The organism is Candidatus Peregrinibacteria bacterium, from assembly GCA_016699145.1.
Classification (GTDB): domain Bacteria; phylum Patescibacteriota; class Gracilibacteria; order UBA1369; family 2-02-FULL-48-14.
The window spans coordinates 596,113-619,221 of record CP064962.1; the positions used below are offsets into that span (position 1 = coordinate 596,113).

Here is a 23,109-nt window from a genome sequence, read left to right on the forward strand (position 1 = left end):
GAATGAATCCTTTGTACACCCTCGCCACCCCCGCTGTATTTAAAGAAGTGAAAAGCAGTCTGAGCGGCCTCACAAGCAAAGAGGCACAAAAAAGACTGGCGGAATTCGGTCCGAATCGCATTGAAAAAAAAGGCGGAAAAGGGCCTTTAAAAATCTTCCTCAGCCAGTTTTGGAACCTGATGGTACTCATCCTGATGGTGGGAGTGAGCATCAGCAGTTTTTTAGGAGAATGGATCGATGCAATCGCCATCCTTATGGTCATCGTGCTCAATGCCGTGATTGGTTTTTTACAAGAATACAAAGCCGAAAAAGCCATTGAAGCTTTGAGGAAAATGACCGCCGCTTACGCCCTTGCCTTGCGAGACGGAAGCATACAAAAAGTGCCTGCGGAACAATTGGTCCCCGGCGACATCGTCATTCTAGAAGAAGGCACCCAAGTGCCGACCGACGGCAAACTTTTAGAGGTGGAAGGGATGAAGACCATTGAAGCCAGCCTGACCGGAGAAAGCAATGCCGTGGAAAAAAGCTTAAAAATGCCAAAAAAGGCCGAGAGTTTAGGGGATTTATGTCACATGGCATTCATGGGCACGGTGATCAGCCAAGGTCATGGACGAATGGTGGTGCTGCAAACCGGCATGAAAACAGAATTCGGACAAATCGCTCAAATGGTCCAAGAGCAAAAAGACGAAGCCACTCCTCTGCAAAAGAAAATCACCCAACTCATTCAAACCCTAAGTCTTTTGACACTCGGTGTCATGGGAGTGGTTTTTCTGCTGGCGGTATTGCAAGGAAAGAGCATGAGTGAAGTTTTACTGCTCTGCATCAGTTTGGCCGTGAGCGTGATCCCCGAAGGCCTGCCCACCATCATCACTCTCACTTTGGCGCTGGGAGTTCAAAAATTGGCCAAAGAAAACGCGGTGGTGCGACGTCTTTCCGCGGCAGAAACTTTGGGAAGCACCGACATCATTTGCACCGACAAAACCGGCACTCTGACGCAGAACCAAATGACCGTCGAAGCCCTTTACATAAACGGCTATTGGAAGGACATCCAAGGGAACGGCTACGCCCCCGAGCCCCAATTCAAACCTGGCTCCCAAGAAGAGACCCTGCTCCTACAAATTGGCGGACTCTGCAACAACGCCACTCTTTTTAAAAGCAAAAACCTTTGGAACATCACCGGCGATCCCACAGAAGGCGCCCTGCTGACCTTAGCAGAAAAAGGAGGACTGGATTTAGAAACCTTGCAAAAAAAATGGCCGCGAAAAAAAGAATTGGTTTTTGATTCTTTTCGTAAACGCATGTCCACTTTGAACCAAAGCACTTTGTTCACTAAAGGAGCTCCGGACAGTGTGTTGGAAACCTGTACCCACCTTTTGGAACGAGGCAAAGAAGTGCCCCTCACACCTGCTCTTAAAAAATCCATCCTCAAAGAAATAGAACAAAAATCTTCGGAGGCGTATCGCCTTTTGGGAATGGCTTATGGAAAACACAAAAAAATCCCGAAGAAAAAAATCTGGTTTTTGTGGGCTTGGTGGCACTCATGGATCCGCCGCGTGAAGAAGCTAAAAAAGCCATCGAAATTTGCAAAGAAGCTCAAATTGAAGTGCTGATGATCACCGGCGACCACGCCCTAACGGCCATCGCCATTGGACAAAAATTGGGCCTAAATTCAAAACACGCCCTCACGGGAGCTGAGATCGAAAAAATGAAAGATCACGAATTGACGGCGGCACTCAAAACGACTCGCATCTTCGCTCGGGTGAGTCCGCAACATAAGGTTCGAATCCTAGAACTTTTGCAAAAAAAAGGCCACATCGTGGCCATGACGGGGGATGGGGTCAACGACGCCCCCGCCTTGAAAAAAGCAGACATAGGAATCGCCATGGGCATCACGGGAACAGACGTGTCCAAAGAAGCCAGCGACATGGTGCTCATGGATGATAATTTCAGCACCATCGTGAGCAGCGTAAGCCGCGGACGAACCATTTATTCAAATGTCAAAAAATTTGTACGTTTTGTACTCAGCGCCAATTTTGGGGAAATCACCGTGGTGAGCGCCATTTTCATCATGGGGGGCCCTATTCCTTTCTTGCCTTTGCAAATTTTATGGGTGAATCTGCTCACGGACTCTCTTCCGGCTCTAGCTCTGGGGGTGGATGAAGGAGAAGCGGGCCTCATGAAAAAAGCTCCTCGTAAAATGAATGAAAACATTTTAAAAGACCTCATTGGAGTCGGTCTATTGGCCGGACTCATCTGCGCCGGGGTCAGTTTGGTGCTGTATGGTTTTTACAAAGAAAGCAGCACTTTGCCTCACCTGCGCACCGTACTGTTGTGCACCATCGTGGTCTTTGAAATGCTGCTGGTGTTTTCGGTGCGCTCAGAAAACAAACATTATTTTCACCATTTTTTCCAAAATCCTTACCTTTTGCTGGGAGTGGGCAGCAGTGTGCTTTTGCAAATCGCTGCTGTCTACTTTGTGCCCCTACAGAAGCTGCTGGGCACGGCGGCTCTCAGCACCCACGACTGGATACGCATTGTGATCGCCTGCGCCGCAGGCGTAGCCCTTTTGGAAATCTGGAAATTTTTTAAAAATCTTGCTCATGGGCTTCGCTAAAAAATCGCTGGGACAAAATTTCCTGCACGACGAAAGTGTGCTGCAGGACATCCTAAAAGCCAGTGACTTATCGCCCACCGATCGAGTTTTAGAAATCGGCCCGGGACAAGGTTTTCTAACCCGTGCCCTAATCGAAAAAGCCGGCCACGTGACCGCCCTTGAGCTTGACGGCGATTTGATCCCTTGGCTAAAAATGGACTTTGGAAAAGCCAAAAACTTTGACCTCATCCACACCGATGCACTCAAATATCAGCCCGCCTCCGGGCCCTATAAGCTAGTGGCAAACATCCCGTATTACATCACTTCGCCCATTCTGAATCACTTTTTATTGGAGCAATTCCGAAGCGGAAACCCACCCACACGCATGGTGCTGATGGTGCAACGCGAAGTCGCCGAAAAAATCGTGGCCAAAGATAAAAAATACTCTCTGCTCTCTTTGGAAGTGCAGCTTTTTGGCAAAGCCGAGCTGGTGCGCATTGTGCCACCGACAGCATTTAAACCTCGACCCAAAGTGGACTCCGCTGTGCTCAAAATAGACATTTACGACAAGCCCCTACTGGAGGGCAATTTGAAACAAATTTTTTGGCTTTTCAAAGTGAGTTTTGCACAAAAACGAAAAAAACTGTCCAACAATTTGCGCAGTGCCTTAAAAATGAACGGCATGGAGGTCAAAAATCTGCTGCATCATGCAGGCCTTCCAGAAGATTTGCGCGCCGAAGATTTAAACTGGGAACAATGGCAAAAACTCTTCAACGCACTCGGTTCACATCTTCCTTCATTCGCAAAGTAGCCGTGCGAGCCGCCTCCGCAAAATTTTCACCATTGGCGAGCCCCCCCTCAGCAAAGGCATAAATAATGCCACGAGCGTTCACGATCAAAGCCCCTAAACCATCGTTATTGAAACAAGGAGCGATGTCTTGCGCCGTTCCCCCTTGAGCGCCGTAACCCGGCACTAAAAAGAAATTGCGGGGCATAATGGCACGCAGTTTTTCTGCTTGAACGGGATGTGTAGCACCAACAACAGCTCCCACACTGCTATAGCCTTCTTCCCCTTCCAAATCACTGCCCCACGACTCGACAAAATGCCCCATGAGTTCCGCCATGGACATGTTTTCATCAGCCGTAACTCGATCTTGAACGTCTCCGGAAGATGGATTGGAGGTGCGCACCAAAACAAAAATACCCTTGCCCTTGGCACAAGAGCCCAAGAAAGGGCTGATGCCATCAAAGCCCAAATAGCCATTCACCGTGAGGGCATCCACATGCGTCTCACGCGTTTCACCCAAAATTTCGCCTCCAAAAAAAGCCCGCGCATAGGCCTCTGCCGTAGACCCGATGTCGTTGCGCTTGCCATCGGCAATGACCAAAAGTCCTGGCGCTTGAGCATAGCGACAGGTCTCTTCAAAAGCCCGAATGCCATGGAATCCCAATTCTTCATAAAAAGCCAGTTGCGGTTTCACGGCCGGCACCAAATCTTTCACGGCATCGATGATCCCTTTGTTGAAAGCAAGATACGCCTCCGCCGCTGCCTCCACAGTTTGACCATGTTCCTCTACAGCCCGTTTGAGCAAAAAAGCAGGCAACTTGGAAACTTGCGGATCCAGCCCCACACAAAGCGCACTTTCTTTAGCCTTGATGGATCGAACGAGAGCGTCAGCAAAGTGCATAAGCAGGGTTAGTCCCAGAATTTATAGCACAAAACCCTTAAAAACGAATAGTGATTTCCTGGACGGAGGGATCTTCACTAAAAGGAGGCACTGACAAAGCTTGACCATTCAAGGTCAAACCCTGAACCGGAATAAATCCTTTGTAGAAACCATTTCTAAAAAGCTCCTGCTCAATGTTTTTGAGTAAAGCAGGGTCATCTCCAAAAGGTTTTCCACCAGACAATTGCAATTCAGAAAAATCGCCCTTCAATTCAATGCGTACATAAGCATAATAAGGCTGCATACCAAGCTCAACTTCATGAAAAGCCAAGCATAAGACGCAGATAAGCCCTTCAATTGTTCTCTAGCTTTCACTTCTTGTTCCCATTTTTGAGCAAGCTGCTGATTCGCTTCATCTCCTCGATAAAAATCGACCAAAGCCTGTGCAATCAGAATACCAGCTTTATAAACTTCTTCGTTCTGCAAAACTGAAGCAGAAGTTAAATTTTTATAGATTTCATTCAACGCCACAAAAGCATTCAATGGATTGGCTTCCTCCTTCATTTCATTAAGATCTTTTTGCAACTCAAGCCCGCGTTCATACTGCTCATTGATGTCGGTGGGCAACGTCAAACCCGCTTGATCAATCTCAGCAAGCAAAGCCTCATAGGCAAGAAGCCTACGTTCAATATAAACGGAATAATCCTTGCTGTCTTTGCCTTTTTCCACAGGCATTTCATAAGCCGCTTGAGCCCCCTTCAGATGATCCTAATAGGGAAGCATCACTCCCGAAGAAGATAGATTTTGATACGCTCGATCTGCACTAGGCCATGCCTTCATAGAAACTGCTTCTAAAAATTCTTTTTTTCTAGCGTCATAGTATCCTCTCTCTTGTCCAGACAAATCATCCAAAGGACGCAAAGAATTCATAGGGACAAAGACAGGTTCGCCCGATTCAATGTCAATATTCTCCGTCACAGAATGAGATGCCGGCTCAAGAGTTTGCTCATGTCCAGACAAGTGCCTTTCCACTGTCCAACCCGCTCCACAGTGGACTCCCGCATAAGCAGGGTGGAAATAAAGACCTTGATGCAGCTCAGCTTCAACAGAACATGCAAGAATGACAGGTTTTAACTTGCCACCCTCAAAGGGATGAAATTGGAAATCCACAGATACATGCGGAATAGGATGCAATTCATGGCCTGTTTCAGATGACTCATGTCCAAGTTCCAATTCCAAAGCCGGCCCCACTCCAAAATCTATACTGCCCTTTCCCCCCACACGCCCACCTTCAAGTTCACCATCAACAGTCAGAGATGCTAGGTCATGATTCCAATACCCGGCAGTGGACACCCCTAAAGACAATCCATTAGAAAACACGGCAGTACCTCCCAAATGTGGACCAAAAGAAAGAGGAGACCCTCCACGCACTCGAGCCGTACCTGGATCTAAAGTATAAGGCCCGCCCAAAACAGCCATCTCTCCCTCTAGAGCCACTTCCCGAGCCTGCTGCGCTGTATCATGAGTCACGCCATCCACTGGAGTCACCTCCCCTGCCTCAACAGGTCCAGCAGCAAGAGCCCCTAAAAGTAGAGCAGGAGCCAAACGGGGACTGAAAGACGTTGAGGTGGGCTTTGAGATGGACATTTCTTCAAAAATTTAAGAAGGCAAAATTTTAACTTCTGTCAAATTGGCAGTCAAGAGTCTTTTAAACCCCGTAACGCTGACGGTACTCACGAATCTCTTCTAAGCGAGCATCATCAATCACCACTTCCCCATCCACGGGCTGATTGTACAAAATGTCCACCACCTCATCCAGCGTCACAATGCTGTAAACCGGAATACCCAAGGTTTTTTCAATCTGTTCCAGTGCATTTTCCCCTTCGTTGGTTTTTTCCATGCGATTGAGGGCGATCAAAATTCCGATGAGCTGAGGATTCCCATATTTTTTCAAAAGTTCCACACTTTCACGCACCGCCGTGCCCGCCGTGATCACGTCATCCACCAAAAGCAGCTTGGTCTCAGAGGTCAAAGGCGCACCGACCATCACGGTTTTGGCATCGGCACCATGGTCCTTTTCTTCCTTACGGTTGAAGGAGTAATTCACATTTTTTTTGAAATCCGAAAACAGCACATTCGTCGTGGCCACAGCCAGAGGAATACCCTTGTACGCAGGACCAAAAATCGTATCGGGTTCAAGGCCGCTGGCGAGGAGTGTCTGCGCATAGTAACGGCCCAATTCATGCAAAAATTCGCCAGTGTAAAAACATCCCGCATTCAAAAAGTAAGGCGCGGTTCGTCCACTTTTCAGAACAAAACTGCCAAATTTGAGGGCCTTGGCACGGACCAGGAAGTGGACAAAGTCGATTTTATACTGCTGCATATTTAAAAGTTAAAATACTGCTTCTTCCCCAAATGATCGCGATGATATTTCCCGAAATCCTTAAGCTGTAGCACTTTTTCGAGCGGCATCACGGGGCCCGAAACACAACTCGGGACACCGAGTCCATCCACACAACAGTTGCCACAAACGCCAAAACCACACTTCATATAACGTTCCACAGAAATTTGCGCAGCTATGTTTTTACGCTCAGCCAGTTGAGCCGCCTTCAGCATCATGATTTCAGGCCCACAAGTGTAAATGCAATCCACCGGCTTCCCTTCTGCCTCCGCGTCTTCCACCACTTTTTCCATGAGCACCGTGTTGAAACCTTCAAAGCCGGCGCTTCCGTCGTTGGTGGCCACGTGAACGTGCACATTTTTAAGCTGCTCGGCACGCTCGGTGTAAAGCAGCAAATCCTTGCGACGAGCCCCGACCACAAATTCCACTTGGCAGCCCATAGCCGAGGCCTTATGCGCAAAATAATACAAAGGTGCCGCACCATAGCCTCCAGCTAAAAACAAAAGCCGCTGTCCTTTTTCGCAGGCGAATTCAGTTCCAAAAGGCCCACGCACTCCCACCTGATCACCTTCTTTCAAAGCATGCAAGGCATTCGAAAAAGGCCCCACTGCCGCAATCGCCAGATGCAATTCCACTCCGTTGTCCATCGCCACAGAGAAGGGTTTTTCATCGAGACGGGGCAGCCACACCATCACAAATTGACCGGGCTTTGCACCCAGACTGAGGTCCAGCACAAAAGTTTTAACCTGTTCATTTTCTTGAACAATCTTTTTGATTTTGACGACTTGTGGCAGTGTATTGAGAATGAGCATGGCTAGTTTTTGGGATGAGCTTTTCCAATCAAATCTGAAAGTTTTTTGACTCCATTCGCATCGCACCACTCGTTCATTTCGTTCACAATAAGTCCGAATACTTCTTGCCCACGCGCCCACACGGCGGTGCCCACGCCCACCAAAGTGGCTCCCGCCATCATCATTTCAATGGCATCTCGGCCGGTCAAAACGCCTCCAGTTCCAATGATCGGGCATTTTTTAGCCCTATAAATGTCATACACATACTTCACCGCGAGCGGCTTAATAGCAGGTCCCGACAGCCCTCCCACTCGATTCGCTAAAATGGGCTGAGCCGTTTCAATATTGATCGCCATGCCCGGCCCCACGGTGTTGATCGCCGTGATTCCATCCGCTCCTGCTTCCAAAACACTGGAGGCAATGCTCACAATATTTTCCACATTCGGCGAAAGTTTCACCACCACGGGCAAGTGCGGCGCACCCGCTTCTGCCAAAGCTTCTTTCACAAGCCGCGTCACTTCCGAAGACTTGGCAATGGAGCACGCCATCGGTTTACCCAGTTCATCCTCCACATTCGGACAAGAAATATTGATTTCCACCAGATCAGGCTTCATCAAAGCCACTTCTTTAGCAATCGCCACATAATCTTCCATCTGGCCCCCCACAATGTTTGCAATAAAAGGCGCATCACACACTTCACGGTAACGAGCCAGTTCTTCCCGCGCTTTTTCAGGTCCAGCATCAGGAATTCCCACGGCGTTGAGCATCCAATGTTCACTCGTGATGATAGTGGGATTCGGATGTCCCTTGTGTTCATAAGGCCACAGCGACTTACTGGTCACACCTCCGGCTCCATTTCGCACCACTTGGGCCATGCTGTCAGCAGTCACGCCAAGCACCCCCGAAGCCAGAACAATAGGGTTCTGGAAGTGTACTCCACAAAATTCGACGGAGAGGTCTGCCATAGCTAAGAACAGCTAAGCATTTTGGCTAGCAAAAGGCAAGAACTAGGCCGGCAACGAAAACAAGCTTTTCGGCATGCTGCCCATGCTTTAAGCTAAGACTGGCCCCTTTATTTCAATCATGAAAAAACTCATCAGCCTCATGCTCGTCAGTTCCCTATGGGCAAGCGCTTGTTCTAAAATCAGCTATAGCCCCACCCTGACTCGAGCCCACTTAGAAGAATCCCTGGCCCTGGGCACCGAATTTTTGCTCGCCAATCAAAAGAGCGCCGGCAACTTCAATTACAGTTACAACTTCGAAACTCAAACCTTCAGCGAAGATGACAATCAGGTTCGCCAAGCGGGTGCCCTGTGGGGGCTCAGTCTGCTTTATGCCCACCAGCCCAGTCCTGAACTTGAAACAGCCATCATCAAAGGCCTCGACTTTTACGGCAAGGACGCCTTCCCCGAATATCCCGGTGATGAAGAAGGAAAAGCCGGCAGCCTCGCCCTGCTCTGCCTCAGCCTCTTGGACTTTTTAAGCGTCGAAGAAGCGCCCAAGCGCCAAATTTACGAAGCTCAACTGGAAACTTGGCTTGCAAGCCTAGTCCAACTCCAAAATAAAGACCAAACCTTTTATGGAAAATACGAATACGATACAGGAGAAGGCAAATCCAAAAATTCCCCGTATTCAGATGGCGAAGCCCTGTTGGCCCTCAGCAAAGCCGCCAACTACTTTGAAAGTGAAGAATACTTCAACCTGGCCAACGAAGCCTTGGACGCCATGTGGCAGGACCACGTCGAAGAAGCACTAGAAGAAAACCCAGACAGCGACGACACCAAAGGCTTTTACCAATGGGTCACCATGGCCCTCTATGAAATGGACCATTTTCAAGCAACTAGAAACACCTTGCCCTCTAAAGAATACATGGAAAAAGCCGTCGAATTGGCATACTGGATGATCGATGTCCACAAAACACTCGACCGCACCCGAAACACCGCCTATGCCTACGAAGGCCTCATCACGGCTTATGAGCTGGCAAAGCGCTACAACACAGATGGCGATTACGATCGTGAGCTCCAAAAACTCTTCGAAACAATCGACATTGGAATGAGCAAACTCACCAGTTGGCAAGTCGGTCACTCCACTCAAATTCTCTACATCCAAGAAAACGCCAAAAATGACCCTCTCGCCCGAGGCGGCATCACCAATTCCGCGACAGAAGCAGATCTGCGCATCGATGTGACTCAACACCAAATGCACGCTGTGATCTTGGCCTTAAAGTGGGTCTACACCAAGTGAATCACAGCCGCGTCCCTTTAAAAGCTCCGCGCAATTTTCCATTTTCCACCACCACTTGTCCATGGACCATCGTGAGCACGGGCCAGCCTTTCAAGTCGAAAAATTCATAAGGAGTCCAGGCGCACTTGGAATGGATATTTTTGGCCTCAATCGTCTGCTTTAAATGCATGTCCACTAAGACAAGATCCGCGTCCATTCCAACCGCCAAAGAGCCCTTATTTTTGAGGTCAAAAATCTGAGCCGGACCTTCACACATCAGAGCCACCACCCGTTCCAAACTCAAGCGCCCTTCATTCACGGCATTGAGCAATAAGGGCAAAGCAAATTCCACGCCCGGAACGCCCGCAGGAGCCGCCCAAAGTTCTTGCTCCTTTTCTTCTCGGGTATGAGGTGCATGATCGGTAGCAATGCAGGTCACTGTGCCATCCAAAAGAGCTCGCCATAGCGCTTCCACATCCATAAAAGTACGTAGCGGAGGGTTCATTTTTAAAAACGCGTCTTCCATGTCTTCCATGGTGAAAAACAAATGATGCGGAGCCACTTCGCAGCTCAATTTGGGGTGTTTGTAAACGCGCAAAAGTTCCAGTTCAGCCTTGCTGCTGAGGTGAGCAATGTGCAAGCGATTTCCAATTTTTTTACGAAGTTCCAAGGCCAATTCCACCGCCTCGCGAGCACATTCCGAAGACCGCACACGACAATAATCTGAGGGCTCTTCGCCCTTTCTTCCCATGTTTCTTTGAATGCAAGCCTCGTGCTCTGCATGCACCACCACCGGAATGTCTTTTGCCTTGGCGATTTTAAAAACCTCTTCCCAATATTCAGGTTCTTCCAAAAGCAAATCCCCCGTAGAACTGGCCATGTACAGTTTAATCGCAACCATCCCCTTCATGGCTTTGAGCGCCGCAAGGTCCTTACTGGCCCCGGCATAAAAACCATAATTCACATGGCTACGCCCTTGAATGCCCTTCGCCTTTTCATCCAAAGCTTTTTGGGTGAGCGTAGCAGGGGAAGTATTGGGCATGTCCAAAACGGTAGTCACTCCACCGAATGCTGCGGCTAAACTGCCACTCTCAAAATCTTCCTTATGAGTGCCTCCGGGGTCTCGAAAATGCACATGCGGATCAATCACTCCTGGGAGTAAAAATTTTCCTTCACAGTCCAAAATACGATCCGCCTCTTTTTCAGAAAAAGCGTCCACAATTTTCCCATCCGCCACAAACAAATCCCTGACTTTGATGTTTCGCGACGTGACCACCGATGCCGATTTAAAAATGAGTTTCATAACCCTAGGAAATGAGCCAAAAGAGCCATGCGAACAGCCACGCCATTTTCAACTTGCTCAAAATATTTGGCGCGCGGATCACTGTCCACGGCAGGATCAATATGATTCACTCGCGGCAAAGGATCGATCACAATCATGTCTTTTTTAGCCTTGGCCATGAGCGCGGGCGTCAAAACATAAATCCCATTGTACTTTTGGTACTCCGCCTCACTTTCAAAGCGTTCCTGTTGAATGCGCGTATCCGAAAGCACATCGCAAATCGCAATAGCAGCCTCCAAATCTTCTGTTTCAGTGACTTCAAACCCTTTAGTCTTCAATTTTTCCACAAGTTCCGCCGGCATTTTCAAAGCTTCTGGCGAAACCAGGATGAATTTCACTCCTTCAAAATGCAGCAAATACTCACATTGTGAGTGCACCACTCGGCTGTTTTTTAAATCTCCAACCATGGCAATGGTGAATGTGTCTAGACGGCCCAAGGCTTTTTGAATGGTGAAAATGTCCAAAAGCCCCTGTGTGGGATGATCCCCCGCCCCATCACCTCCATTGATCACAGGCACCGAACTGCCCTTGGCCAGTTCCGCGACACTGCCCTTCGTGGGGTGCCGCATCGCAATGACGTCTGCAAAAGTGGAGATCATTTTGCCGGTGTCGTATAAACTCTCGCCTTTTTTAGCCGAGGAAGTGCTGGTCATATCCGCATTCGAAATCACGTGACCGCCCAAACGCAGCATGGCCGTTTCAAAAGAAAAACGGGTGCGCGTAGAAGCTTCATAAAACAGCGTGGCCAAAATTTTTCCTTCCGCCAAAGGGAGGCGTTTGCGCTCTCGAACGATTGGCAAAAATTCCGCCGCTCGCGAAAGCAAAGCAAGAATCTGTTCACGGCTGAGATCCTGAGAAGAAAGAAGGTGTTGCACGAGGCCTATTCTAGAGGCTGTCTAAAAAAAAGGGAAGAGCTCTCAGTACGTGCAAGTACCCGCCGGAAATTTCTCGGATTTTTAAAGTGGACTTCGAATCCTGTTTAAACTGGTCTGACTCACCTGGGTGTACCGTTGCGTAGTGCGAATGTTGCTGTGCCCAAGCAAAGTTTGTACATAACGCACATCCACCCCATTCTCCAGACAGTGTGTGGCAAAACTGTGCCGCAGTGAATGAAAACTTGCCATCTTTTGAATTCCCGTTCTCCGCAACGCCTGTTTAAACACTTTTTGTGCCGTACGCACCGTGAGTTTTCCGCCTCTTTCACTTTCAAAAAGAATTCCAAACCCAGCCATCCCATTCACCGAAACTCTTAACTCACTCAACAACTTTTCCGGTAAAAGTGTGATCCGATCTTTTCCACCTTTCCCCTCCCGAACCATAATCAAGTTTCGACTCAAATCAATATCCTCAGCTCTCAAATTCACCACCTCACTCACTCGCAAACCTGCTCCATATGCCAATGCCAATAAGAGTCGATGCTTTTTATTCAAGATTCCATCCAAAATCCTCTGAATCTCCTCACGTGAAAGCACCACCGGCAACCGGAAGTTTCTTCGTGCGAACCGTAGTTCAATCTTTCCATGGTAACCCACCACCACCTTATAGAAAAACTTCACTGCATTCAAATAAAGATTCACTGTTTCAGGTGCCGCCCCATTGTCCAATTTCCCAAGAAGAAAATCCTTCAAATGCTCCTCTTCAAAATCAAGGTTCCCCTTCCCTCTAAGATATAGCTCCACACAGCGCACATAATTCTGGTTCGTTTTAGGGCTATAATGCCTGAGCCGTAACTCACGCCTCATTTTTTCCAGGCCAGTTTGCATGTCCACATTAAGAGGTTTTTAAATTAAGTCTCTTAATAGTAACAAGTTTTTTCTGACAAATCCCTGAATTCTTTTCGGAGTTTTGCACAATGCCTTCAGCACAACTCGTTTCTATTCCAGCTTCCACAAAATTCGCATATACTCCAATTACTGACTTCTATACGAAAATACTTCGTTTAGAAACGAGTTGTACGAAAAATAAAAATTTGATATAATGAAGTGATTTATTATATCAAATAAATAATTATGGAAAATCCATCTTTGCCTAATCTTCAAGAATTAGTCCCTACTCTCAAACCAGCAAAGGGATATGAATCTTTGTATGCAAAACAAAATCCACGCCTTACCGTCTTAGGGTGTTTTGAATGGGACGATGCATCTGTCAAACTAGCTGTGAGTAAATTAAAGGACTGGGGATATACCGCCATAACTGAACCTGTCGGAGGCATTGGAAAGGAGCAACAAGATGCAAAAGCTTTCTTTATTTTAGTATAAATTTTTCTTCATCGTACAACACTGCGTATGCGGCTACAGCTTGCTCCGTTCCGCCGCAAGCTTCCGCCCATATTGAGCGGATGTAGCCTGTCGGCTATTATACACCCGCGCAACATCGCATACGCAGGAACGTTATATGAAATTTTAAAGTTTTTTAAAGAATACAATCATTATGAGTATTTACAAATCTAAACCAGCTATAGTAGGAGATAATATGAACCTCCCCGAGCTTACGCTCGGGGTTTCAGCCTAGTTCAAGCTGCGCTTGGCCCGCATCTTCTTCGCCCTGTTGTTGGATATACTTTCGAATGACCTCCTCGTTAATCCCAACTGTGGAGGCAAAGTAACCTGCCGACCAAATACTTCTCGTCCCCAGTACACTTTTCTAAGAAACGGAAACTTTATGTTCAACTCACGAGCTGTGTTGGCTTTTATTATTCTCACCACCTCTCCCACTGCTATTTGTGGAGGTATGGAAATTAAAATATGTACATGGTCTAAATCCGTGTTTACCTCTTTCACCACCAGTTCCGGATAGTACTTCGGAATATCCTTCATCACTTCCTGCAGAAAAGCCAACACACCTTCGTTGAATATCTTCCGACGGTATTTGGTCGGCCAAACTAAGTGATAGTCACAGATGAAAACTGCGTGTGAGCTTTTTCGTAGCTTCTTCATGCCTCCACTTTACACCACCACGAAGATGCGGGCACCCACTACATCCCTCGGGCTTACGCCCGGGGAACTACGTCAGTTGATTAGATGAATCTTTTATAATTGGTACTAAAGAAGAATTGCAAGAATTTGCACAATTAATTTTAGATTTCATAAATAATCCAAAAGAAGAGAGACTTGGAGATCGGGAAGTATATTCAAGTGCAACTATGCTAACAGATTCTTTATGTGATGTATGCATCGACGGTATAGTTATGACTAAGTCAGAAAAAGATAAAGAAAATATTGTCAATGATTATCATAGAAATAATAAAATACGGGAAATAGATTGGCAAAAGCGGAAAAAACTTTAAAAAATCACATAACAGTGTTTAGGCGGTTTGCAGTTTTTACCTATTTGAGGTTAAATTAAGGTACGTAAAAACCGCTCTCCCAAATTTTGCACTGGTAGCCTTCGGCATTATACCAGCACAAAACTTCGCCCAAACACGAACGTTAGGTGTAATGCTTTGAGAATTAATTCAAATGACTATGGAAACAATAACTGAAAAATTGAAGAAAAAAATTTTGGAAAAAGGTGATGAAGAAATATCACTCGAAGTGAATCTCGATACCCCTTCCCTACTCGTTCTTAACGAGGCTCCATACTATTCCTTAAAGTTAGGTGATTCTTACATTCATCTAGAGTGTTTCTGGCGTGCAGTTGTAAATTCAAAAATTGTTTTTACTTCAGAAGATGATAAACAGATGTTCGGATTGGACAAACCGTTTGATCTTATCGAAGCATTCCAAAAATTTTTTTCTTCAAAACGTGTGTCGTTGATCAAAATAAAGCATCCCATCGCTGATCTTCAAATTATCTTCGAGGACGGAAGTTATATCGAAGCTTTTGCTAGGAGCTGTTAACATAAGACTTTGAGTAAAAGTGCCACAAGGCAGAGGGAGATAAAGGAGGCATACATCAGGTCTAATTTGTCATAGCGAGTTGAAATTCTTCTGTGATTTTTCATTCGGTGAAATAGGCGTTCAATCTCGTTGCGGTAGGCATAAATGTTCTTGTTGTATTCCCACGGAAATTTCATTTTTGCCTTTGGAGGAACGACTGGAGTTATGCCTTTTTCTTTGCACAGCTCCAGAACTTTGTAGCATGAATAACCTTTGTCCATAGCCAAATGATCTACTGTTTTTGGAAACGAATAATCTCTCAAAATTTGTTTTCCAACTTTCACATCGCTCACTTCACCACCTGTTAAAACAAAGTGCATCCCATGATCTGGATCTCCAGCAATCATGTGAATTTTTGTAGTGTACCCACCTCTACTTCGGCCTAACGCTTGTGGCCCCTTTTTTCATGGCTCCCGCTGCACTGTGGTGCGCTCTATTTGTTGTACTGTCCAGGAAAGCTATTCGCACTTGAAGTACATCTGCTACTTCAAGTGCTCTAAGCATTTGTCCAAAAAGTCCAGATTCGCTCCACCGTTTGTATCTTGTATAAATCGTGTGCCAGTCATTCTCTTTTTCTCTGTAATCGTAGGGCATTTGTCTCCATGCGCACCCTGTTTTAAGTACATAACAAATGGCATCCATGCAACGTTTCAGTGGAATCTTTTCAGGCTTTCTGGGCTTTGGAAAATAAGGCTGGATCAGTTTGAACTGTTCATCCGTTAGCATCTGGTACATGGCGTTAGGGTTAGAGTAACTTCACTCTACACCACTCCTCTATTTATGTTAACAGCTCCTAGTTCAAGTGGATATGAAACTTGGTCAATATCAGGAGAAATTATTTGTCTAGGTGAAGGAAAGCTAGTAATTTCTTAAGACGCACTCAAAGCACAACACCTAACAGCGTGTATGCGGTTCAAAAATGTTCCGAATATTAATTTTAAAGGATTAAACATTTTTTCACCCAAATGGCGCAACTCAATGACGGCTCCCCTGGGTAGACACCTCTGTTTAGCTAAGGTAGTATGCACTGGGGACAGCGCGCCACTTCGCACACACGCGAACGTTAGTGGCAACCCTATGACGACCATAAAAACTAAATAGACAATGAAAGAAATTTTAAAATATACCTTTTGTTTGACTTTGATATTTTTGATTCAGACATCTTGTAATAACAATACGACTCAGGACAGCGGCAATACTGACAAGGTTAGTAAAGTAAGCCTCATTGAGAAGCCAATCGGAGAAAGCGGTTATGTGTTATCAATTCCGGCTGACTATTCCATTACAACAAGTGACGGGCCAGACTTCTCGGTTTATTATTTTTCATCCACGGACACGACCATTAAGAACAAATTATCAGGAGGACTTTATTTCGGAAACCATCCAAGTGAATTTGAAGCCGACAATGCAAACTGCAAAACAGAAACATTAACAGGAAAAATCCTTGACAATATGCAAGCATGGACTGTTTACAATTGTCAGAGTGACTTTTCAATTCAAACAATTGTTGACAACAATAAAGGAGAAGGTTGGAATCAGAAAGTTCATGCATTTGGACATGCAAAAAGTAATGACGATTTACAAACAATTTTAGAAATCTACTCGACATTAAGAAAGAAATGACAATAGTATATCGATATAGAAGGGCAGCCACTAACACGGGTTTGGCAAAAGTGGCGGTTCAGTGCTCCGCAAACTCATTTGTGGTTAATCAAAGTTAGGTTCTCCACATCAACATTGGTGGTAAAAATCACCACCTTCGCCAAGCCCGGAACAGTTATGTGCAATTTTATTCGAGTGCAGAATTATCATTAATAAAATCCAGTTGAACCATGGATAAAAACGAAATTCAAAACGATTTCAAAAGCAATTTTCTCCAATTGCGAAAAATAATTAATGCATGGAACTTAATTCCTGGATCAGGTAAAGAAGAATTCGATTCGCTCAATCAAAAAATATTGTCAAATTTGTACCGTGGAGCTGATGCTGACAAAATTAAAAGAGTAATCGAGAGCGAACTGTGCGTAAACTTTGGCTTTTTTATTGATGAATTTGATTCAGAAAAAATGTCGCTTGAAATTATTGAGTGGTGGAACGAATAATGAAAAACTGCACCTAACAGCGCGTTAGCGGCTCGTCCGATTGACTTATTTTTTATTCTTCTTTAATCTGTAAATAGGATAAAAATTGATTATGCGTAAAATAGACTTCAAATCAGTGATTTGGAAAGAAGGTGCGTATTATATCGCCCAATGTTTGGAGGTAGATGTGTCCAGTTTTGGCAAAACAAAAAAAGAAGCCCTTATTCATCTTCAAGACGCTTTGTCGTTGTATTACGAAGATGTGCCCTTGCCCAAAAAGGCAGAAGTGAATAACCCTATGATCGCATCTATAGAACTTCAGTATGCCTAGGCCCTATAAAGTAAGTCTGATTGTGAAGATTTTGAAAGATATGGGCTTTTTTTTTGTGTCTCAATCGGGTTCTCACGCAAAATACCGTAAACCTGGAAATCCAACCCTAACAACCATAGTACCAATACATGAAAAAGAAGTCCGTTACGGCACCTTTCGGTCTATTTTATGACAGTCAAATTTAAAAGAAAGTGACTTCAATAAACATAAAAAATAAGCCACTCGAAACTCGCTCAAATTGGCTAGGTGTCCACTTCGTGATATTTTACACCTGTGCAACTTCGCGCCAACGCGCGGACGTTAAGCGAAATATTTTTTGCCTCTAATATCAAAACTGTGAACGAAAATTCAACATCATTAACATTTTATCCAAGCAAGTGGAAAACTTTTCTTCTTTTTTTTGTATCACTTTTTTTCACTCTGGGAGGCACTTGGATGATAAGTGATAGAGAGCCTATGGGATGGTTCGTATCAATCTTTTTTGGCATCGGATGCATAGTATTCATCGCAATTTTGCTACCTCATTCTTCTTACTTACGCATTTCCGAAAAAGGATTTGAAATACGTTCATTATTTCGCGGCGGGTTTACCAATTGGAATGAAGTAGACCAATTTGAATCTGGATACATTGGACTAAATAAAATGGTGGTCTTCAACTATAGCCCAGGGCATAAAAAATATGAAACAGGTAAAAAAATAGCAAAAACGATAACAGGTGTTGAAGGGGCATTGCCAGATACCTATGGAAAATCGGCAGAAGAATTAGCAAAATTGCTTAATGAATGGAAAGAAAAGTTTTCAAGAAAATAGGCAAAGAATACATCGTACAACAAGGACTATGCGGTTCATTTCTTCGCTTCGCTCAGTCATTCCCCACATTTGCCAGTAGTGCGCTTTCAGCGTATTTTACCACTGGCAAATGTCGCATAGTCATGGACGTTAGCTGAAATACATTTTTCTCTTTTGGCCTACGGCCAACTTTTTGAGAGGAAAGACATTTGATTTCCTCTATTGACAGGGGTGGTACTGTTTTGTAATCAATAGCTTTGCATCACTTCGTTAGGAGTTAGCATGTGAAGACCCATGTGAGGACGTTCAAAATTGTAATAGTGAAGGAAGTCAGGGATTGCTTTTTTGTAAGCCTCTAAAGTCTTTGGGACTCGGGAGAGGCATTCCTCCTGGATGGTTCTGTTGAATCTCTCCACATAGGCATTGTCTGTGGGTGTTCGTACTCTTGAATGTCTGTGCTGAATTTCATTAGCTACAAGCGTTTTAGTGAGCCACTTGGAAAACTCACTTCCATGGTCTGTCTGGATCATTTTAAGTTCAAAGGGCATGTCTTCTTGTGAGTGCTGAATAAACTCCCAACTTGCGTGGGTTCCAATCTTCATCACCGGCATAGCAGAGGCCCATCTACTGCACACGTCCAGCATAGTGTATACATAAAGTCTGTCATAATAAGGCCCATCCACAATCGTGTCTATTTGCACCAATATGCCTGGTTTTTCAGGCCGCGGTCTTTCCTCATACTGGTGCCACTTCTTCCACTTGCTGTATTTGGTCATCTCGTTCCTTTTGAGTGTTCTCTTCACACTGGAAAGACTCACTTCGTAGCCATCTCTTTCCAGAAAATAGTGAATCACTTCTGCACACCGCTGGTACTTGAGTCTGTACTCTATGACTTTCTGCACTGTCTCTGCAGAAAGCTCACTGGGGTGCGAATGGGGACGTGAGCTTTCTGTGGGAATGGTGTGGCCATAGTTATTGCCTCTGAGCTTTTCCACCCACCGCACAATGCTGCTTTGGTTAAAACCTGTGTGTCTGGCCACTTCGCGTGTGCTCCAGCCTTTTTCCAGAACTAACTTTGCTGCCTCCATTCGCACCCGAGGCAGATGGGGATTTTGTGTGTATGCCATGTCCATATCTTTGCACAGGGGTGATGCAAAGCTATTGAACCATTACAGGTACTTGCCAAACCTTAATTAATCTGCTAATTTAAACAACATTATGAAATGGCTTACAAGAAAAAACGGAATTATATTATGTGCAATTGGGATAGTAATCTTTCTACTTAACTTTCTAACTTATAGTTTATGGGAAATTGACATTGATATTCTTGGTGCAATGATTTTTTTTCTTGGCTTAGTGATTACAATAGCTTGCGGACCTTCAATGAAAAATTCCTCTAAATTGTTAACAAGAAAAAATGGTGTAAGGTTATGCATAATTACCACGGTAATAACAGCATTATTTGCATATTCACCCATCTCATATCTTAACGGATATTTTACTGGTTTCTTGAATTTAACAGTGTTTGTTTTAGGTGTAATTATTATAACTGTAAGATGGAAATATTAAAGTTACCGACTCTTAAATATTGTAGCTTCGCAATTATTGATAAAGGTGAAAATTCTACATCGCCTAACACTGCGTATGAATGAATGTTTCCATATTAAAAAAGGTTATTGATAAATAACCCCTTCTGAGGCTTCCAACGCCATGTTACACCACGTACACGGTTTAACCTTTCGAGGTCCCACCAGCATAGCTAGTGGTTTATGAATTGCTAATTATACCGCCAAAAAAAACCTCCGGTTCAGGCACGTACGTACGTAGTTTCACGAATTTCAAGTACAGCTCAGGGGAAAAGGAAGAGGGAGTAGAGTAGAGATACTTTACTTCTTCACCCCAACTCCCTCATGGAACAATATAACATGACGAAAGGCATTCGTGGACTGAGAAGATTACTTCGGCAGTTTAACGAAGCTACTTTAAAGCCCTGGCAGAGAGACGTACTTAGAGAAAGAATCCTTATTTTGGATTGGTACGACCATAATGGAAAGAATAAAGCCAAGACTGCCAGGGCTTTTGAAACTTCTAGAAGCCACGTACAAAAGCTGGTGAAGGCCAGAAAGGAAGAAGGACTGGGTGGTCTTATTCCGAAAATAACAGGACCCAATAACAAACGTGGATTTAATCTCACCAGTGAAGAGAAACAAGAGATTGAACGCTATGCAAGGATGTTTCCAGATTGGAGCCACAAGAAGCTTCACATGTTTCTTCACCAGCACAGCATTTCCACCTTGTACCGCTATTTGGCAGCAAAAGGATTACTGGTTCGTAATCGCTGCCCCGGGTTTCACAAGAAACCAAAACCTAGGTCTGCTTGGAAAGTCCAAAGAAAAACTCCCCAAGGACTACCAAATCTTAAAACCTGGAGACTTGGTAGTCCTAGATTCCATCGTTGAGTTTGTGGACAGCGCCTTCAACAAACTGTACTTCATTACCTGTGTGGATGTGGCCACCAGGATAGGTTTTGCACTCGTAACCAAGCACCACAGTTCCAAGGCGGCCAAAGCTTTGCTGGAAAAGATGGAAGAAGTGCTCCAGACCAAGATTAAAGCTGTTTTAACAGACAACGGCAGTGAGTTCCTGGCGTACTTCCATAAAGCCTGCCAGCAGCAAGGGATTGAGCACTTCTTCACTCGCCCCAGAACACCAAAAGATAATGCGATTTGTGAGCGATTCAACCTTACTTTGCAACAACACCTCTACTGGAGAGTGGACTTAACCAGTCCCATTTACAAGATTAATGAGGTGCTCGCGGATTGGCTCGTGGAGTATAATTGCCTTCGTCCACATGAATCTCTCAATATGAGACCTCCAGTTGCTCACTACTTTCATCTATTCTACTCCCCTCGCCCCATCCCCGAGGTGTACTTGAAACTATGGAACCGGACAGTACGTTGTACGAAATAAATAAGCCTGCTAAGCTCCTTCACGAGCTTAAATTTTAATCATAAAACAATGAACAAAGCGCTATCAGTGTTAACAATTATTGGGATTAGCACCTCCCTCTTCGCTTGCACAAACATCACCACCGAACAACAAAAAGCAATCACTATTGATAATTTCGGCGAAGAAATAATTTTCACACCTTCTGCGGAAGACTGGTGTGGAGAAGATTGCATCATTTATCCAGAAAATGGGAATATGTACATTCGTGTCCCAGAAAGTGGAAGTGACACATTCTACCCAGAAGGAACTGACAGAAATCTAGAAGATGCGAGCGAAGAGGTCGGTGAAATAATCAAAGATTACGAAGAGAACTTGGATTCTACACAAAACAATGAAAAACTACATCCTGGCTGCAAATTAACAGTGGAAGAAGCAAAGTTAAAATCAGAAGAGTATGCCATTTCAAACAATCAAAACTGGGGGGCGATAGAATCTGTTAGCTATTATGAGCCCCGACAAGAATATCATATAGTCTATCCCACACCTGAAGGACAAAGACTGCTTTTGGGAGAAAACGGTACAATAGTAAACTGTATCACTGGAGAAACAAGGATAATGCCCTTGGAATAATTGGCATTCCTAACCAAGCATAGTTAAGACTAGAGATTTGTTGGAAAGAAAGGTTAAGGAAAGCTGGTCCCACAAAATTTACGCGCTGCGGTGCCGTAGCTCCTCGCGTGCTCGGGTTCTCCGCGGCATAAGATCGCGGATGACGCGCACACGCGTCACCGTGAGCCGCTACGACCACATTTTTTGACGCAAATCGGCTTTACAGATTGAATAAATGACACAGGCGTCAAAAAACGTCAGCGTAAAATCCACGTTAAGCGAAATATTTTTTGCCTCTAATATCAAAACTGTGAACGAAAATTCAACATCATTAACATTTTATCCAAGCAAGTGGAAAACTTTTCTTCTTTTTTTTGTATCACTTTTTTTCACTCTGGGAGGCACTTGGATGATAAGTGATAGAGAGCCTATGGGATGGTTCGTATCAATCTTTTTTGGCATCGGATGCATAGTATTCATCGCAATTTTGCTACCTCATTCTTCTTACTTACGCATTTCCGAAAAAGGATTTGAAATACGTTCATTATTTCGCGGCGGGTTTACCAATTGGAATGAAGTAGACCAATTTGAATCTGGATACATTGGACTAAATAAAATGGTGGTCTTCAACTATAGCCCAGGGCATAAAAAATATGAAACAGGTAAAAAATAGCAAAAACGATAACAGGTGTTGAAGGGGCATTGCCAGATACCTATGGAAAATCGGCAGAAGAATTAGCAAAATTGCTTAATGAATGGAAAGAAAAGTTTTCAAGAAAATAGGCAAAAAATACATCGTACAACAATGTACAACAATGACTATGCGGTTCATTTCTTCGCTTCGCTCAGTCATTCACCCACATTTGCCAGTGGTGCGCTTTCAGCGTATTTTGCCACTGGCAAACATCGCATAGTCACGAACGTTACATGTAATTTAATTTTTTTTAAGGCTTTGCTAGATGAATATTATTGAAGAGATTAATAAACTGACAGTAATTGGGAGAACCTGCGTATCAGTAATATGCTTTGAAAGATTTTGTAACAAATTTAATATATCACATCCTGATATAAAAAATTTCATTCAACATATTTGGAAAGTTACGCAAGTAAATTCAAATACTTGGGTAGAATGGGAAAGTGGGTTTTATCACCTAACAATTACTGGTCAAGGTGATCCTTATAATGAAGATTTAATTAATTCAATACCAAAAAATTTACTAGAAGATTTTGATAAATTTTCTCAATATGTTTTTGAAACAACCGCTTCAACTTGGTATACTAGTGATATTACTGGATCTTCTGAATTTTTAAGGAAAGTATTAGAATTATGTATTAAATATGATGTTCCATTACCAAAATTAGATTTTTATACAAATCCACCTAATAATATTCATAATGGATGGGGAAAATCTTTAAGTGATGAAGAAGTTAAGAATTGGCAATCCACTATTTAAT

General features: G+C 44.4%; 32 protein-coding genes. 18 read left to right on the top strand and 14 right to left on the bottom strand.

Annotated elements, in window-relative coordinates; genetic code table 11:
• Positions 1 to 2 precede the first annotated feature (2 nt).
• The 3 genes from IPG41_03255 to rsmA are packed head-to-tail and all read left to right on the top strand — an operon-like array spanning position 3 to position 3,404.
• Entirely contained in the window at positions 3 to 1,610 is a 1,608-nt protein-coding gene (locus IPG41_03255) for an HAD-IC family P-type ATPase (protein QQR55546.1), read from the top strand.
• Positions 1,541 to 2,614, top strand: a complete 1,074-nt coding sequence (locus tag IPG41_03260; GenBank protein QQR55547.1) for an HAD-IC family P-type ATPase — start codon at positions 1,541 to 1,543, stop codon at positions 2,612 to 2,614. Before IPG41_03255 ends, IPG41_03260 begins: the two co-directional genes overlap by 70 nt.
• Positions 2,601 to 3,404 carry a ribosomal RNA small subunit methyltransferase A gene (gene rsmA / locus IPG41_03265; protein QQR55548.1) on the top strand — a complete coding sequence of 268 codons (804 nt, stop codon included), beginning with the start codon at positions 2,601 to 2,603 and terminating at the stop codon, positions 3,402 to 3,404. The genes IPG41_03260 and rsmA overlap by 14 nt, the downstream gene beginning before the upstream one ends.
• Here the strand turns inward: rsmA and pyrF are convergent.
• From pyrF to IPG41_03300, 7 genes are all read right to left on the bottom strand, one after another.
• On the bottom strand, positions 3,364 to 4,281 hold the full coding sequence (pyrF, locus tag IPG41_03270) for an orotidine-5'-phosphate decarboxylase (protein QQR55549.1): 918 nt from the start codon (positions 4,279 to 4,281) through the stop codon (positions 3,364 to 3,366). The two genes, rsmA and pyrF, sit on opposite strands and share 41 nt — an antisense overlap.
• A gap of 37 nt (positions 4,282 to 4,318) precedes the next feature.
• The gene (locus tag IPG41_03275; GenBank protein ID QQR55550.1) at positions 4,319 to 4,564 is read right to left on the bottom strand and encodes a hypothetical protein; all 246 of its coding nucleotides are present in this window, start codon (positions 4,562 to 4,564) and stop codon (positions 4,319 to 4,321) included.
• On the bottom strand, positions 4,528 to 4,995 hold the full coding sequence (locus IPG41_03280) for a hypothetical protein (protein ID QQR55551.1): 468 nt from the start codon (positions 4,993 to 4,995) through the stop codon (positions 4,528 to 4,530). Before IPG41_03280 ends, IPG41_03275 begins: the two co-directional genes overlap by 37 nt.
• Before the next feature lie 33 nt (positions 4,996 to 5,028).
• Complete coding sequence (locus IPG41_03285) at positions 5,029 to 5,907, bottom strand: hypothetical protein (protein QQR55552.1); 879 nt, start codon at positions 5,905 to 5,907, stop codon at positions 5,029 to 5,031.
• Between the two features lie 61 nt (positions 5,908 to 5,968).
• Positions 5,969 to 6,643 carry an orotate phosphoribosyltransferase gene (gene pyrE, locus IPG41_03290; protein QQR55553.1) on the bottom strand — a complete coding sequence of 225 codons (675 nt, stop codon included), beginning with the start codon at positions 6,641 to 6,643 and terminating at the stop codon, positions 5,969 to 5,971.
• A 2-nt stretch (positions 6,644 to 6,645) separates the two neighbouring features.
• Complete coding sequence (locus IPG41_03295; GenBank protein QQR55554.1) at positions 6,646 to 7,473, bottom strand: dihydroorotate dehydrogenase electron transfer subunit; 828 nt, start codon at positions 7,471 to 7,473, stop codon at positions 6,646 to 6,648.
• Between the two features lie 2 nt (positions 7,474 to 7,475).
• The gene (locus IPG41_03300; GenBank protein ID QQR55555.1) at positions 7,476 to 8,417 is read right to left on the bottom strand and encodes a dihydroorotate dehydrogenase; all 942 of its coding nucleotides are present in this window, start codon (positions 8,415 to 8,417) and stop codon (positions 7,476 to 7,478) included.
• 118 nt (positions 8,418 to 8,535) lie between these two features.
• Between IPG41_03300 and IPG41_03305 the strand changes: the two genes are divergently transcribed.
• Entirely contained in the window at positions 8,536 to 9,696 is a 1,161-nt protein-coding gene (locus IPG41_03305) for a hypothetical protein (GenBank protein ID QQR55556.1), read from the top strand.
• Position 9,697: 1 nt separating this feature from the next.
• On the opposite strand, the gene pyrC is transcribed toward IPG41_03305, so the two are convergent.
• From pyrC to IPG41_03320, 3 genes are all read right to left on the bottom strand, one after another.
• Entirely contained in the window at positions 9,698 to 10,978 is a 1,281-nt protein-coding gene (gene pyrC / locus IPG41_03310) for a dihydroorotase (GenBank protein ID QQR55557.1), read from the bottom strand.
• Positions 10,975 to 11,892, bottom strand: a complete 918-nt coding sequence (pyrB, locus tag IPG41_03315) for an aspartate carbamoyltransferase (protein ID QQR55558.1) — start codon at positions 11,890 to 11,892, stop codon at positions 10,975 to 10,977. The genes pyrC and pyrB overlap by 4 nt, the downstream gene beginning before the upstream one ends.
• 81 nt (positions 11,893 to 11,973) lie before the next feature.
• Complete coding sequence (locus IPG41_03320) at positions 11,974 to 12,786, bottom strand: tyrosine-type recombinase/integrase (GenBank protein ID QQR55559.1); 813 nt, start codon at positions 12,784 to 12,786, stop codon at positions 11,974 to 11,976.
• Between the two features lie 240 nt (positions 12,787 to 13,026).
• Here IPG41_03320 and IPG41_03325 point away from each other — a divergent pair, with 240 nt between their 5' ends.
• On the top strand, positions 13,027 to 13,275 hold the full coding sequence (locus tag IPG41_03325; GenBank protein QQR55560.1) for a hypothetical protein: 249 nt from the start codon (positions 13,027 to 13,029) through the stop codon (positions 13,273 to 13,275).
• Positions 13,276 to 13,524: 249 nt separating this feature from the next.
• Here the strand turns inward: IPG41_03325 and tnpA are convergent, their stop codons facing one another.
• Complete coding sequence (gene tnpA, locus IPG41_03330) at positions 13,525 to 13,953, bottom strand: IS200/IS605 family transposase (GenBank protein QQR55561.1); 429 nt, start codon at positions 13,951 to 13,953, stop codon at positions 13,525 to 13,527.
• A 116-nt stretch (positions 13,954 to 14,069) separates the two neighbouring features.
• Here tnpA and IPG41_03335 point away from each other — a divergent pair, with 116 nt between their 5' ends.
• Both IPG41_03335 and IPG41_03340 read left to right on the top strand, forming a co-directional pair.
• A complete protein-coding gene (locus tag IPG41_03335) occupies positions 14,070 to 14,303 on the top strand; it encodes a hypothetical protein (GenBank protein ID QQR55562.1) in 234 nt (77 codons plus the stop codon).
• A gap of 178 nt (positions 14,304 to 14,481) precedes the next feature.
• On the top strand, positions 14,482 to 14,856 hold the full coding sequence (locus tag IPG41_03340) for a hypothetical protein (GenBank protein QQR55563.1): 375 nt from the start codon (positions 14,482 to 14,484) through the stop codon (positions 14,854 to 14,856).
• Here the strand turns inward: IPG41_03340 and IPG41_03345 are convergent.
• Together IPG41_03345 and IPG41_03350 are read right to left on the bottom strand one after the other, a co-directional pair.
• Complete coding sequence (locus tag IPG41_03345; protein ID QQR55650.1) at positions 14,853 to 15,248, bottom strand: transposase; 396 nt, start codon at positions 15,246 to 15,248, stop codon at positions 14,853 to 14,855. The genes IPG41_03340 and IPG41_03345 overlap by 4 nt on opposite strands.
• A gap of 19 nt (positions 15,249 to 15,267) precedes the next feature.
• Positions 15,268 to 15,630 (bottom strand): transposase, encoded by a 363-nt coding sequence (locus IPG41_03350; GenBank protein ID QQR55564.1) that lies wholly within the window; start codon positions 15,628 to 15,630, stop codon positions 15,268 to 15,270.
• A 369-nt stretch (positions 15,631 to 15,999) separates the two neighbouring features.
• On the opposite strand from IPG41_03350, the gene IPG41_03355 reads away from it, so the two are divergent.
• The 5 genes from IPG41_03355 (at position 16,000) to IPG41_03375 (ending at position 18,117) form a co-directional block, all read left to right on the top strand.
• A complete protein-coding gene (locus IPG41_03355; protein ID QQR55565.1) occupies positions 16,000 to 16,518 on the top strand; it encodes a hypothetical protein in 519 nt (172 codons plus the stop codon).
• A gap of 209 nt (positions 16,519 to 16,727) precedes the next feature.
• Entirely contained in the window at positions 16,728 to 16,997 is a 270-nt protein-coding gene (locus tag IPG41_03360; GenBank protein QQR55566.1) for a hypothetical protein, read from the top strand.
• Between the two features lie 91 nt (positions 16,998 to 17,088).
• Positions 17,089 to 17,307 (top strand): type II toxin-antitoxin system HicB family antitoxin, encoded by a 219-nt coding sequence (locus IPG41_03365; protein QQR55567.1) that lies wholly within the window; start codon positions 17,089 to 17,091, stop codon positions 17,305 to 17,307.
• Complete coding sequence (locus IPG41_03370; protein ID QQR55568.1) at positions 17,300 to 17,479, top strand: type II toxin-antitoxin system HicA family toxin; 180 nt, start codon at positions 17,300 to 17,302, stop codon at positions 17,477 to 17,479. The genes IPG41_03365 and IPG41_03370 overlap by 8 nt, the downstream gene beginning before the upstream one ends.
• Positions 17,480 to 17,580: 101 nt before the next feature.
• Positions 17,581 to 18,117, top strand: coding sequence for a hypothetical protein (locus IPG41_03375; GenBank protein ID QQR55569.1), 537 nt, complete (start codon positions 17,581 to 17,583; stop codon positions 18,115 to 18,117).
• A 227-nt stretch (positions 18,118 to 18,344) separates the two neighbouring features.
• Here IPG41_03375 and IPG41_03380 read toward each other — a convergent pair whose 3' ends face one another.
• The gene (locus tag IPG41_03380; protein ID QQR55570.1) at positions 18,345 to 19,223 is read right to left on the bottom strand and encodes an IS481 family transposase; all 879 of its coding nucleotides are present in this window, start codon (positions 19,221 to 19,223) and stop codon (positions 18,345 to 18,347) included.
• Between the two features lie 91 nt (positions 19,224 to 19,314).
• On the opposite strand from IPG41_03380, the gene IPG41_03385 reads away from it, so the two are divergent.
• The 6 genes from IPG41_03385 (at position 19,315) to IPG41_03410 (ending at position 23,108) form a co-directional block, all read left to right on the top strand.
• A complete protein-coding gene (locus IPG41_03385) occupies positions 19,315 to 19,665 on the top strand; it encodes a hypothetical protein (GenBank protein QQR55571.1) in 351 nt (116 codons plus the stop codon).
• Between the two features lie 341 nt (positions 19,666 to 20,006).
• Complete coding sequence (locus tag IPG41_03390) at positions 20,007 to 20,555, top strand: helix-turn-helix domain containing protein (GenBank protein ID QQR55572.1); 549 nt, start codon at positions 20,007 to 20,009, stop codon at positions 20,553 to 20,555.
• Positions 20,530 to 21,066 carry a transposase family protein gene (locus IPG41_03395; GenBank protein ID QQR55573.1) on the top strand — a complete coding sequence of 179 codons (537 nt, stop codon included), beginning with the start codon at positions 20,530 to 20,532 and terminating at the stop codon, positions 21,064 to 21,066. Before IPG41_03390 ends, IPG41_03395 begins: the two co-directional genes overlap by 26 nt.
• A 48-nt stretch (positions 21,067 to 21,114) precedes the next feature.
• Positions 21,115 to 21,675, top strand: a complete 561-nt coding sequence (locus IPG41_03400) for a hypothetical protein (GenBank protein QQR55574.1) — start codon at positions 21,115 to 21,117, stop codon at positions 21,673 to 21,675.
• Positions 21,676 to 21,964: 289 nt separating this feature from the next.
• Entirely contained in the window at positions 21,965 to 22,327 is a 363-nt protein-coding gene (locus tag IPG41_03405; GenBank protein QQR55575.1) for a hypothetical protein, read from the top strand.
• Between the two features lie 286 nt (positions 22,328 to 22,613).
• Positions 22,614 to 23,108 (top strand): hypothetical protein, encoded by a 495-nt coding sequence (locus tag IPG41_03410; GenBank protein ID QQR55576.1) that lies wholly within the window; start codon positions 22,614 to 22,616, stop codon positions 23,106 to 23,108.
• Position 23,109: the final 1 nt, after the last annotated feature.